This window comes from Streptomyces sp. DH10, assembly GCF_029813805.1.
Lineage (GTDB): Bacteria > Actinomycetota > Actinomycetes > Streptomycetales > Streptomycetaceae > Streptomyces > Streptomyces coeruleofuscus.
In genome coordinates this window covers 106,192-118,828 of the sequence record NZ_JARVKU010000004.1, presented here as the reverse complement: position 1 = coordinate 118,828, position 12,637 = coordinate 106,192, and the positions used below count along the sequence as shown (strand labels likewise).

Annotated in this window: 11 protein-coding genes; 8 read left to right on the top strand and 3 right to left on the bottom strand. The window is 70.8% G+C overall.

From position 1 onward, the window contains the following. Positions 1-984 carry a Bug family tripartite tricarboxylate transporter substrate binding protein gene (locus QC385_RS10010; RefSeq protein WP_279540906.1) on the bottom strand — a complete coding sequence of 328 codons (984 nt, stop codon included), beginning with the start codon at positions 982-984 and terminating at the stop codon, positions 1-3. 97 nt (positions 985-1,081) lie between these two features. Between QC385_RS10010 and QC385_RS10005 the strand changes: the two genes are divergently transcribed. Then, positions 1,082-2,710: a sensor histidine kinase gene (locus tag QC385_RS10005; protein ID WP_279540905.1), complete on the top strand. Its 1,629-nt coding sequence runs from the start codon at positions 1,082-1,084 to the stop codon at positions 2,708-2,710. Then, entirely contained in the window at positions 2,707-3,480 is a 774-nt protein-coding gene (locus tag QC385_RS10000) for a response regulator (protein WP_279540904.1), read from the top strand. Before QC385_RS10005 ends, QC385_RS10000 begins: the two co-directional genes overlap by 4 nt. A gap of 7 nt (positions 3,481-3,487) precedes the next feature. Here QC385_RS10000 and QC385_RS09995 read toward each other — a convergent pair whose 3' ends face one another. Further along, the gene (locus tag QC385_RS09995; RefSeq protein ID WP_279540903.1) at positions 3,488-3,769 is read right to left on the bottom strand and encodes a hypothetical protein; all 282 of its coding nucleotides are present in this window, start codon (positions 3,767-3,769) and stop codon (positions 3,488-3,490) included. Positions 3,770-3,897: 128 nt separating this feature from the next. Beyond that, positions 3,898-4,842 (bottom strand): methionyl-tRNA formyltransferase, encoded by a 945-nt coding sequence (locus QC385_RS09990; protein ID WP_279540902.1) that lies wholly within the window; start codon positions 4,840-4,842, stop codon positions 3,898-3,900. A gap of 263 nt (positions 4,843-5,105) precedes the next feature. Here QC385_RS09990 and QC385_RS09985 point away from each other — a divergent pair, with 263 nt between their 5' ends. The 6 genes from QC385_RS09985 to QC385_RS09960 all read left to right on the top strand — a co-directional run bounded on the left by QC385_RS09985 (position 5,106) and on the right by QC385_RS09960 (position 12,629). After that, positions 5,106-6,461: a lysine N(6)-hydroxylase/L-ornithine N(5)-oxygenase family protein gene (locus QC385_RS09985; RefSeq protein WP_279540901.1), complete on the top strand. Its 1,356-nt coding sequence runs from the start codon at positions 5,106-5,108 to the stop codon at positions 6,459-6,461. Between the two features lie 139 nt (positions 6,462-6,600). Then, positions 6,601-7,659, top strand: coding sequence for a FecCD family ABC transporter permease (locus QC385_RS09980; RefSeq protein ID WP_279540900.1), 1,059 nt, complete (start codon positions 6,601-6,603; stop codon positions 7,657-7,659). A 23-nt stretch (positions 7,660-7,682) separates the two neighbouring features. Next, on the top strand, positions 7,683-8,744 hold the full coding sequence (locus QC385_RS09975) for a FecCD family ABC transporter permease (RefSeq protein ID WP_279540899.1): 1,062 nt from the start codon (positions 7,683-7,685) through the stop codon (positions 8,742-8,744). A gap of 38 nt (positions 8,745-8,782) precedes the next feature. Further along, a complete protein-coding gene (locus QC385_RS09970; protein ID WP_279540898.1) occupies positions 8,783-9,622 on the top strand; it encodes an ABC transporter ATP-binding protein in 840 nt (279 codons plus the stop codon). A 114-nt stretch (positions 9,623-9,736) separates the two neighbouring features. Next, complete coding sequence (locus QC385_RS09965) at positions 9,737-10,795, top strand: iron-siderophore ABC transporter substrate-binding protein (protein ID WP_279540897.1); 1,059 nt, start codon at positions 9,737-9,739, stop codon at positions 10,793-10,795. A gap of 46 nt (positions 10,796-10,841) precedes the next feature. Then, positions 10,842-12,629, top strand: a complete 1,788-nt coding sequence (locus QC385_RS09960; RefSeq protein ID WP_279540896.1) for an ABC transporter ATP-binding protein — start codon at positions 10,842-10,844, stop codon at positions 12,627-12,629. Positions 12,630-12,637: the final 8 nt, after the last annotated feature.

Genomic DNA, 12,637 nt, shown 5'->3' with positions numbered 1-12,637 from the left:
TCACCGCCGTCCGAGCCGGCGGACGAGACCGGCGACCTGTTCGTCCTGCCGGGCCAGGTAGGACTCGAAGGCGCGGCCGGTGGCGAACACGTCCCTCCAGCCGTGCCGCCGCAGCTCGGCCCGCCACTGGCGGGAGTCGTGCAGCTCGGTCAGGGCCTCGACCCAGCGCCGCCGGTCGGTGTCGCTGATGCCGGGCGGGGCAACGATGCCCCGCCAGTTCGCGAAGACCAGGTCGATCCCCGAGGCCTTCAGGGTCGGGACACCCGGCAGCACACCGACCGGCCGCTCGCCGGTGACGGCCAGGACCCGCAGCCGGCCGGCGCGGATCTGGTCGAGGAACTCGCCGAATCCGCTGGTGGCGATGTCCACCCTGCCGTCCAGCAGCGCGGGCAGCAGTTCCCCGCCCCCGCCGTCGTACGGCACGTAGGCGACCTTCCTCGGGTCGATGCCGACCGTCTGCGCCAGTCGCAGCGGCAGCAGATGGTCGGGGCCGCCGGCCGAGGACCCGCCGCCCACGCTGACGCTCCCGGGGTCCTCGCGCCAGGCGTCCACCAGCGCGCCGATCGTCCGGTACGGCGAGTCCTTCCGGACGACGATCGCGCCGGCCTCTTCGACGAGGCGTGCGATCGGGGTGGTCTCGGCGACGGTCACCTTCGACCCCGCCGCGTGCGCCGCGCCCACGACTCCGAGGCCCATCTGCAGGGCGAGATCACCGTTGCCCCTCTCGTCGGCGAGGCGCTTCAGGCCCACCGTGCCGCCGGCGCCGGGCAGATTGAACACCTGCACGTCCGAGGCGATCCCGGTCTCCTCCATGACCCGGGCCGCCGTACGGGCCGTGGTGTCGTAGCCGCCGCCCGGGGTGTTGGGCACCATGAGCCGCAGGTCCCGCGCGGGTCCGCCGCCCGGCCACCCACCGCACGCCCCGGCCGCCAGCAGGGCCAGGGCGGATAAGGCGCCGAGCAAGGCGCGTGCGGGACGTCTCATGACACCTCACTTCCGGTTTTCCCTGGCCGGCGTCATGATTGTGCGACTCGGCACACGAGCCGCCCCATCTGTGTCGGCATTGAAGATTGAGTTCATTGTGGTCGCCACCTTTCGTCGCCATTCGCTCGCGGGCGAGATGCTGGTGCTCCAGCTCGCCATCGTCGTGGTGGTGCTGCTGGCGGTCGCCGCGGTCTCGCTCGCCCAGTCGCAGGCCACCTTCAACCGCGTCGAGGGACGCCGGGTGAGCGCGCTGGCCGAACAACTGGCCGCCAATCCCCTGGTGCGCAGCCAGCTGGTGCGTCCCGCGCCCGGCGAGACCCTCGCCCCGCTGGTGCTCGCCACGCAGGCGCAGTCCGGAGTGTCCTCGGTGACGGTGGCCGACGCCTCCGGCCGGATCGTCAGCTCCACCAATCCCACGGTGATCGGCGAGCGGCTGCCCCCGGGCCATGCCACCGACCAGGCGCGCGGCTGGTCGGGGCCGCTGACGCTGGACGGCAACCGCGAACTGGCCGCCCGGGTCCCCGTCCTCGGGGCGACGGAGGAGAACCTCGGCCGGATCCTCGGCACGGTGATGATCGGCGAGGCCGATCCGACGGTGTGGCAGCGGCTCAACGGCGCCTCCTCGTATCTGCTCGCCTACCTGGGTATCGCCAGCGGGCTCGGCGTGGCCGGCTCCTGGCTGCTCGCGCGGCGTGTGAAGCGGCAGACCCTCGGGCTGGAGCCGGGGGAGATCGCGGGACTCGCCGAGCACCGGGAGGCGATGCTGTACGGCATCGCCGAGGGCGTGGTCGCCCTGGACCCGCAGCACCGGCTCACCCTCGTCAACGACATGGGCCGCCGCCTGCTCGACCTGCCCGAGGACTGCGTCGGCCAGAGCCTGGACGGCCTGGGCATCGACGGACGGCTGCGCGACGTGCTGGCCGGAACCACCGCCGGCAAGCGGGACGAGGTCGTCGTCCGCCACGGCCGGGTCCTGGTGATGAACCGGATGAGCGTCACCAAGGACGGCCGGCTCCTCGGCTCGGTCACCACCCTGCGCGACCGTACCGAACTGGCCCGGCTGGAGCGGGAGATCGGCTCCTTCCGCAGCTCCTCGGAGCTGCTGCGGGCGCAGGCGCACGAGTTCGCCAACCAGCTCCACACCATCTCCGGGCTGATCCAGATCGGCGAGCAGGACGAAGTCGTGCGCTACATCCGCGCGTTGAACCAGCACCGCCAGTCCCTGGACATCACTCTCAGCCGCCGCGTGCGAGACACGGCGGTGGCCGCACTGCTGATGGCGAAGGCGTCCCTCGCGGCCGAACGGAAGGTCAGCCTGCGCATCTCGGACGACACCGCGCTGGAGCGGCTGGCCCCGGAGGACGCCGCCGACGTGGCGACCGTGGTGGGCAACCTCGTGGACAACGCCGTCGACGCCGCGGCGCACCACGGGGAGCGGTGGGTCGAGGTGGCGCTGCGGCAGGACGCCTCCAGCGTGGAGATCGTGGTCCGCGACTCGGGGCCGGGCGTGGCTCCGGAACTGGCCCGCGAGGTGTTCTCCCACGGCTTCACCACCAAGGCCGCGCGGGAGGGCGAGCGCGGCATCGGACTGGCCCTGACCAAGCTGGTCTGCGAACGGCACGGGGGAGAGATCTCGGTGGCCAACACCCCCGACGGGGCCGTGTTCACCGCACGCATGACCGTCAGCCACCTCCCCGAAGCGGTGACGGAAGGAGCGGCCCCATGACCGGAACGCAGGACACGGCAGGAACGCACGCCACGAACGGAACACGCGGCTCGACCGGAACACATGCCACGACCGGAACGCGCGACAAGGCGGGCACGATCGACGTCCTGGTGGTCGACGACGACTTCATGGTGGCCCGGGTCCACCGCGCGTTCGTCGAACGCGTCGAACCCTTCCGTGTCGTCGGTGTGGCCCACACCGGCGGTCAGGCGGTCGAGGCCGTGGACGAACTGCGCCCCGACCTCGTCCTGCTCGACCTGTATCTCCCCGACCTCTTCGGCCTGGACGTCATCCCCCGGCTGCGCACCGCCGGCCACGACTGCGACGTCATGGTCATCAGCGCCGCGCAGGAGGCCGACGCGGTCCGCGGCGCCGTCCGGCAGGGGGTCGTCGACTACCTCCTGAAACCCTTCGACTTCGAGGACCTGCGCTCCCGCCTGGAGCGGTACGCCGCTCAGCGGGGCCGGCTGCTCACGACGGTGGTACGAGGCCAGGCCGACATCGACCGGGTCCTGGCCGGAACGGGCGTCCCGGCACCGGCCCCCGCGCTGCCCAAGGGCATGAGCGTGGAGACCGCCGAACTCGTCGAGCGGGCCCTGCGCGGGGCGGACGGCACCCTGTCCGCCTCCGAGTGCGCCGCGCTGACCGGCGTGTCCCGCGTGAGCGCCCGCCGCTACCTGGAGTACTTCCACGGCACCGGCAGCGCGGAGGTGTCCCTGCGCTACGGCGTCGCCGGCCGGCCCGAACGGCGGTACTCCTGGCGGGCGTGATCCCCGCCTAGGGAAGACCGTCGCCCTGCGGAGCGCTGGGCGCCGGCACGGGTGAAGGCGCGGGGGCCGGGACGGAGACCGTCGAGGCGCCCGGCTTCTCCGTCGCGTCCTCCGCGATCCTCACGGTGTACAGGCCCGGGCTCTGGTCACGCCATTGCCCGGATTCCGGTCCGGCGGCCGTCGCGGCGGTCAGGGGGAGCACCACGGCCCCGGTGAGCGCCAGGACCCAGCCGAGGACGGGGCTCAGGAGCGTGGCGGCAGTCCGCTGGTACGTGTCGTGGTAGGCCAACTGTCGTCCCGGTGCTTCGGCTTGACGTCATGTACTGCCCCCATGGGCCTTACTGTCGCAGCCGCCGCCGGCAAAGGGAATCTTGAAACTTAAAGCCCCACGCGTTGCACAGAAGTTTCACAGCCGCGTCAGGGCTGGTTGGTCAGGTAGCCGCCCATGGCGGTGAAGTACTCGCTCGCGGGCAACTCCCGGCCGTCCTCGGTCCGTACGCGCGTGATGGCCAGGCCGTGGTTGCGGCCGGTGCGGGCGTCGGCTCCGGCCACGATCACCACGCCCTCGCCCTCGCGGTAGAAGATACGCCCGGGTGTGCCGCCGTAACGCCCCTCCGAGACGACGGCGGCCAGGACCTCGAGTCGCTTGCCCTTGTGGAAGGTGAACGCGCTGGGGTACGGCTCGGACTGGGCGCGGACCAGGCGCTGAAGGTCCTCGGCCGGCCAGGTCCAGTCGATGCGGCTGTCCTCGATGGATCGCTTGTGGAAGAAGCTCGCCCGGGAGCGGTCCTGCTTGGTGAACTCCGTCTGCCCGGAGGCGATGAGGTCGAGCGCGCCGATGGTGACCGGGGCGATGAGGTCGACGGTCTTGTGGAACAGGTCGGTCGCCGTGTCCGTGGGCCCGACCGCCACCGCCTCCTGCCGCACGATGTCGCCGGCGTCCAGTTCGTCGTTCATCATGTGCGCGGTGACGCCCACTTCGGGCTCGCCGTTGATCAGCGCCCAGATCAGCGGGGAGAAACCGGCGTACTTCGGCAGCAGCGAGTCGTGCACGTTCAGCGTGCCGTGGCGCGGCAGGTCGAAGATGCGCGGCGGGATCCAGGTGCGCCAGTTGTTGGCCACGATGATGTCCGGGTCGGCCTCCTTGAGGCGCTCGAACAGCTCGTCGTCGGGGCGGTTGCGGATCACCACCGGCACGCCGTTCTCCTCGGCGAGGTCGGCGACCGAGTCGCTCCAGATCTTCTCGTACGCGTGCTCGCTCTTGGGGTGCGTCACGACCAGGACCACGTCGTGCTCGGAGTCCAGGAGGGCTCGCAGGGTGCGGTGCCCCCAGGTCTGGTAACCGAACATGACGACCCGCATGGGGTTCCTCCTCGAAGCAGGGAAAGGCCGTGGCCAGTAAAGCAAGGCTTACCTAAGTGGTCAACGGGGCCAGTTCACGCAAGTGTTGACGACCCGTCCGCTCCGACGCGCCCGTTTTGCCTATGGACACCTCCACGGGATGAGCTTAGCCTTACCTAAGTTTTGGGTGGTGCCTCTTCGGCGTGCCCGACTTCCGTACTTCCCGATGCTCGACCGACGGCCGCCTGACCGGAAGGGCTGCCGCACCGCACGATGGGAGTGACATGGCACAGGCTCGTCCTGGCGACGCCCCTTTGATCCACGACCTCATTGGTATCGGCTTCGGGCCGTCCAACGTGGCCATGGCGATCGCGCTCAGCGAGCACAACGCGGGCGCCGGCGGGGAGGAGGCGGTCTCCGCTCACTTCTTCGAGCAGCAGCCGCGCTTCGGCTGGCACCGAGGCATGCTCATCGACGACGCGACCATGCAGGTGTCCTTCCTCAAGGACCTGGTGACGCTCCGGAACCCCGCCAGCGAGTACAGCTTCCTGTGCTACCTCAAGAGCAAGGGACGGCTGATCGACTTCATCAACCACAAGAACCTCTTCCCGCTGCGGGTGGAGTTCCACGACTACTTCGAGTGGGCCGCGGGGCAGGTCGACGACATGGTCTCCTACGGCCACGAGGTCGTCGGCGTCATGCCCGTCGTGCGCGACGGCGCCGTGGAGTACCTGGACGTGACGGTCCGTTCGGGGGAAGGCCTCGAAGTGCACCGGGCGCGCAACCTCGTCCTCGGCACCGGCCTGCGCCCCCTCATGCCGGAGGGCGTGGAGCGCAGCGACCGCGTCTGGCACAACTCCGAACTGCTGGGCCGGGTCGACGCGTTGGAGGGCACCTCGCCCTCCCGGTTCGTCGTCGTGGGCGCCGGGCAGAGCGCCGCCGAGAACGTCGCCTACCTGCACCGCCGCTTCCCCGGGGCCGAGGTCTGCGCCGTCTTCTCCCGCTACGGCTACAGCCCCGCCGACGACAGCGCCTTCGCCAACCGCATCTTCGACCCCGAGGCCGTCGACGAGTTCTTCGCGGCGCCGAAGGACGTCAAACGCCGGCTGATGGACTACCACGGCAACACCAACTACTCCGTGGTGGACATCGACCTGATCGACGACCTGTACCGGCAGATGTACCAGGAGAAGGTCCTCGGCGCCGAGCGCCTGCGTTTCCTCAACGTCTCCCGGCTCACCGGTGTCACGGAGACGCCGGACAAGGTCACGGCCGCCGTCACGTCCCTCGTCACCGGCGAGGAGACCCTCCTGGACGCCGACGTCGTGGTGTTCGCCACCGGCTACAGCCCCGCGGACCCCGTCGGTCTGCTCGGCGAGGTGGCCGACCACTGCCTCCGCGACGACGAGGGCCGCGTCCGTGTCGAACGGGACTACCGCATCGCGACGGAGCCCGAGTTGCACTGCGGCATCTACCTCCAGGGCGGCACCGAGCACACGCACGGCATCACCTCGTCCCTGCTGTCCAACACCGCCATCAGGGTCGGCGAGATCCTCGACTCGCTCCTCGACCGGGGCCGCAAGTCCGCCTCGGACGAGGCCCGGACGGTCGCCGACGGAACCGGCAGCCCCGCGCGTTAGCTCCGCTGGTGAGGCCGTATTCCGGCCGCGGGCCGAGTGCGGCTGGTCGCGCCCGCGCGGCGGAGCCGCATATCGAGACGGCCCGCGCTCCTTTGGGGCGCTGCCGTCCCCGTAGATCAAAGGGATAACGTACGTCGTCATGGGCACGATCGCAGTGGAGCGCCCCGCGTCCAAGGTCACAACTCAGGCCCGTCGGCGCCGAGTTGTCGGACTTGGCGTGCTGGTGCTGATCCTCGTCGCAGCGGGGGCCGTGTCGTTGGCCGTCGGGGCGCGCGCGTTGAGCCCCGGCGAGGTGTGGCACGGGCTGTTCGCGGCACCGGAGTCCGACCAGCGGCTCACCGAGATCAGGCTCATCGTCGAGACCGTGCGGGTGCCCCGGACGGTGCTCGCGATCGTGGCGGGCGTCGCCCTCGGGGTCGGCGGGGCGCTGATCCAGGGGTACACGCGCAACCCGATCGCCGACACCGGCCTGCTCGGCGTGAACACCGGCGCCTCGTTCGCCGTGGTGACGGTGATCGCCGTGTTCGGGCTCTCCGACCCGTTCCAGTACATCTGGTTCGCCTTCCTGGGGGCGGCGGTCGCCGGTGTCGTGGTGTTCGGCCTTGCGAGCATCGGCCGGGGCGCCGGGAACCCGCTGACGCTCGCCCTGGCCGGGCAGGGAGTCACGGTGTTCCTCGCGGCGATGACCACGGCGATCGCGCTGTCGGACCAGAAGTCGCTGAACGCGCTGCGGTTCTGGAACGCGGGCTCCGTGGCCGGTGTCGGATTCGGCGTCATCTGGCCGGTGACCGCGTTCATCGCGGCCGGACTTGTACTGGCCCTGATCACGCTGCCGGCCCTCAACCTGCTCAACCTGGGGGACGACGTGGCGCGCGGGCTCGGGGTGAACATCGCACTGAGCCGGACCATCGGCATCACTGCCATCACCCTGCTGGCGGGCGCCGCGACGGCCGCCTGCGGACCCATCGCGTTCCTCGGGCTCATGGTGGCCCACGTGGCCCGGTACCTGACCGGACCCGACTACCGCTGGCTGGTGCCGTACGCGGGACTGCTCGGCGCCATCGTGCTCCTGGTCTGCGACATCGCGGGCCGCCTGGTGGTGCGGCCGAGCGAGCTGGACGCGGGTGTCGTCGTCGCACTGCTGGGCGCCCCGTTCTTCGCGGCTCTGGTGTGGCGCGGAAAGTTCAAGAGCGCATGAACAGGACAGGCGTGAAGCCGCGCATGAACAGGACAGACGTGAAGCCGTCGGTGACGCCGGGCGTACGGCTCGGCCGGGTGTCGTTCGTGTGGCGGCCGTGGATCGTGTGCGTCTCGCTGCTGCTCGCGGCGGCGACGTTCCTGGTGTTCTGCCTGTCCATCGGCGTCGGGGACTTCCCGATCGGGCTGCCCCAGGTGATCGCCACGATCTTCGGCCGGGGTGAGCAGGTCGACGAGTTCGTGATCATGGATCTGCGGATGCCGCGCGCCCTGGCCGGGGTGGTCGTCGGCATCGCGCTGGGGGTGTCCGGGGCGCTCACGCAGTCCATCGCCCGCAATCCGCTGGCCAGTCCGGACGTCCTGGGGATCACGCACGGCGCCGGCGCGGTCGCGGTGTTCCTGGTGACGGTGTCGGGCGGGACGGCGACGGCGATCGTCAGCTCCGTTGGCCTGTCGGCGGCGGCCCTCATGGGCGGTCTCGGCACGGGCCTGCTGGTGTACTTCCTCGCCTGGCGGCGCGGCATCGACGGCCTGCGGCTCATCCTCATCGGCATCTCGGTGAGCGCCGTGATGGAGGCCCTCACGACCTGGCTGCTGGTCACGGCCGACATCAGGGACGTCGCCCAGGCCCAGGCATGGCTGGTGGGCTCGCTGGACGACCGGTCGTGGGACGAGGTCCAAGTGGCCGTCTGGGGCACGCTCGTCCTGCTGGTCGTCGTGGCGGGCGCCGCCTTCCAGTTCAAGCCGATGCACCTCGGTGACGACGTCGCCGCGGGCCTGGGCGTCCGGTACTCGGTTGTGCGGGCGGTCCTCCTGCTGTGCGCGGTGCTGCTGGCCGGCGTGGCGGTGAGCGCGGCGGGCCCGGTCCCGTTCGTGGCGCTGGTGGCCCCGCAGGTGGCGATGCGCCTGGCGCGGTGCCCGACGCCGCCCGTGGTGGCCTCCGCGCTCGTCGGCGCGCTGCTGCTGACCGGCTCGGACCTGATCGCCCGTACGGCACTGCCCGTCAGTCTCCCGGTCGGCGTGGTCACCGCGGCGATCGGCGGCCCCTTCCTCGTCTATCTGCTGGTACGGGCGAACCGCAGATAGCTGGTACAAAGTCAGGCGAGCCTAAGTAAGGGGGCCTTGTGGTCACTCAGTCCGTCACCGGGGTCGAGCCGAAGTCCGATCACGCCTCACGGCTGGCAGCCAGGGGCGTCACGGTCGGCTACGGCGCCCGGACCGTCATCGACGATCTCGACGTGGCGATACCCCCCGGGGTGATCACCACCATCATCGGCCCCAACGGCTGCGGTAAATCGACCCTGTTGCGGACCCTGTCCCGGCTGCTCAAGCCGTCCAAGGGGACGGTCGTGCTGGACGGTGACGACATCGCCCGGCTCAGGACCAGGGACGTGGCGCGGAAACTCGGCCTGCTGCCGCAGGCGCCGGTCGCGCCCGAAGGGCTGACGGTGGCCGACCTGGTCGCCAGGGGCCGCCATCCGCACCAGAGCTGGCTGCGGCAGTGGTCCTCGGACGACGCCGACGTGGTGGAACGCGCGCTGGCCATGACCGGGGTGTCCGACCTGGCCGACCGCCCGGTCGACGCGCTGTCCGGCGGACAGCGCCAGCGCGTCTGGATCTCGATGACCCTGGCCCAGGGCACCGATCTGCTGCTGCTGGACGAGCCGACCACCTACCTCGACCTGGCGCACGCGATGGACGTGCTCGATCTGGTCGACGATCTGCACGAGTCGGGATGCACCGTGGTGATGGTGCTGCACGACCTCAATCTGGCCGCGCGCTACAGCGACAACCTCATCGTGATGCGGGAGGGGTCGATCCTGGCGCAGGGTCATCCCCGTGACGTGCTGACCGCCGAGCTGCTGCACGAGGCGTTCGGACTGCGTGCCAAGGTCATCGACGACCCGGTGGGCGACCGGCCGCTCATCGTCCCGATCGGTCGCACGCATGTCCAACTCGACTAGTTCGCCATAAAGTTACATAAGTAAGGCTAGGCTTACCTTACTGCCTTGCGATACGGTTTGCCTGCCCTTACCCGGGGGCGCAGTGGACAGTGCGAACAGCAAGGGGATTGACGGATGCTCCTCCACAGAACGACGCGCAGGACGCCATGGCGGCGGGCCGCGGCACTCCTCTCCGCCGCGGCGCTCGGCGTCGGCCTCCTCGCGGGGTGCGGTTCCGAATCGGACTCGGCGGACAAGGGCAGCGACAACACCTCGACCGCCGCGGCCGGCGCCTTCCCGGTCACCGTGGAGCACGCGTTCGGCACCACGAAGGTCACCGAGGCCCCGAAGCGGGTCGTCACGGTCGGCTACACCGACGACCAGAGCGTCCTGGCGTTCGGCATCAAGCCGGTCGGCATGACCGACCAGTACCCGAACCCGGCGGGCAAGAGCCCCGACATCAACACCCAGTGGCCCTGGGTGAAGGACAAGTGGGGCGACAGCAAGCCCGAGGTCATCATGAAGAACGGTGACACCGGCCCCAACTACGAGAAGATCGCCGCCCTGCGCCCCGACCTGATCATCGCGGTCTACTCCGAGATCGACCAGGCCGGCTACGACAAGCTCTCCAAGATCGCGCCGACGGTGGCCCGCACCAAGGCCGAGAAGGAGCCGTTCAGCGCCCCCTGGCAGGACAACGCCCTGCACATCGCCAAGGCGCTCGGCAAGGCCGAGGAGGGCGAGAAGATGGTGCAGGACATCCAGGGCAAGCTCGACGCGGCCAAGAAGGCGAACCCCGAGCTCGCGAAGCAGAAGGCCGTCGTACTGTCCTGGTACGAGAACTCGGTGGCGCCCTTCACCTCCACCGACGTGCGCGGCCGGCTCGTGACGGGCATCGGCTTCGAGTACCAGACCGAGATCGACAAGGTCGCGGACGGCAGCTTCTACACCAAGCTCTCGCCCGAGCGCGTCGACCTGGTCGACGTCGACCGCATCTTCGTCATCAACGACAAGGCCGACACTGCGGCCCTGAAGAAGTTCAAGCTGTTCGCCAACCTGGACGCCGTGAAGAAGGGCAACGTGTCCTACCTGCTGGACAGCGAGGGCCCGGCGGTCGGCGCGGCCATCTCCCAGGGCACCCTGCTGTCCATGCCGTACGCCATCGACGAACTCGTGAAGTCGGTGGCCGAGTAGCGATGCCGGTCACCGACTCCTGTCCCCCTCCCACCCGGGTCGCGGTGTGAGCGCGACCGTCACCCGCCCCGCCCCGGCGACGCTGCACACGGCGACCGGGCGCGAGGCCACCCGATGGGTCGCGGCGCACTGCCGTGAGGTGCCCTGGCTGTCGGCGGCCACCGTGCTCACCACGGTGGCCGGCGCCGCGCTCCAAGTGCTCCCGGTCCTGCTGCTCGGCCGGGTGGTCGACGGCGTGGTCGAGGGCGAGTCGCGCTCGGTCCTGGTCACCATCGGGGTGCTGATCGGGGCCGCCGCGCTGCTCGGCGCGGCGGCCACCGCGGTGTCGACCTACCTGATCGGCCGGCTGGGCGCCGACCTGCTCGCGCGGCTGCGGGAAGGAGCCGTCCGGGCGGTGCTGGGGATGCCGAGCGCCCGCATCGAACAGGTCGGCCGGGGAGACGTGCTCTCCAGGGTCGGCGACGACGTGGCCGTCATCTCCAAGGGCATCCGTACGGCCATCCCCACGGTGTTCTCGGCCGGGGTGCTGGTCACCATCGCCACGTTCGGCATGTTCGGGCTGGACTGGCGGCTCGGACTGGCGGGCGCCGGCGCGCTGCCCGCCTACGCGCTCGCCCTGCGTTGGTACCTCCCCCGCTCGGCGCCGCTCTACCGGAAGCAGCGGGTGGCCCAGGCCGACCGCGCGCAGGCGTTGATCAGCGGTCTGAACGGGATCGACACGGTCCGCGCGTACCGGCTGGAGGGCGCCTTCCGCGAGAAGGTCACCAGCGAGTCCTGGCGGGTGCGCGATCTCGGTATCGAGGTGTTCCGGTTCTTCGGCCGGTTCGTCGGCCGGGAGAACCGCGCCGAGTTCATCGGGCTGGTCCTGATCATCGTGGTGGGATACGCCCTGCTGGAGGCCGACGCCGCCAGCCTGGGCGAGGTGTCGGCGGCCCCGCTGCTGTTCCACCGGCTGTTCGGTCCGCTGGGCCTCATCATGTTCACCTTCGACGAGGCGCAGAAGTCGGGCGCGAGCCTGACCCGGCTGGTCGGCGTGCTGGGGGAGGCGGGGGAGGGCCGGCTGGTGGGTGACCCGGCCGTCGCGCCGGCGGACCCCGAACCATTGCCGGTGACGGTGCGGGGGCTGACGTTCCGTTACCCCGGCGCCGAGGAACCGGTGCTGAGGGACGTCGATCTGACGATCCCGGCCGGGGGTTCGCTCGCCCTGGTGGGTGCGACGGGTGCGGGCAAGACGACCCTGGCCGCGCTGATCGCGGGCATCGGGACTCCCGAGGCCGGGACGGTGCGCATCGGCGCGACCGACCTGGCAGGTCTGGACGAGGCCGGGGCGCGGGCCCTGGTGAGCATCCTGACGCAGGAGACGCACGTGTTCTCCGGCCCGCTCGCCGACGACCTGCGGCTGTCCGCGCCGGGAGCGACCGACGTCGAACTGACGGACGCACTGCGCACGGTCGGTGCCGACGCCTGGGTCCAGGCGCTGCCCGACGGGCTGAACACCACGGTCGGCGAGGGCGGCGAGCGCCTGGACGTCACCAAGGTCGCCCAGATCGCCCTGGCCCGGCTGGTGCTGGCCCGCTCGCCCGTGGTGGTGCTCGACGAGTCCACCGCCGAGGCCGGCAGCGAGGGCGCCGCCGGGCTGGAACGCGCGGTCGTGGCCGCCTGCGCGGGCCGGACCACCCTGTTCGTGGCGCACCGGCTGACCCAGGCGATGGCGGCGGACCGGATCGCCGTACTGGACGCGGGCCGCGTCGTCGAGCAGGGCACGCACGACGAGTTGGTGGCGCTGGGCGGCCGGTACGCGCGACTGTGGCAGGCATGGCGCGAGGGTAGTTAGGCAAGCCT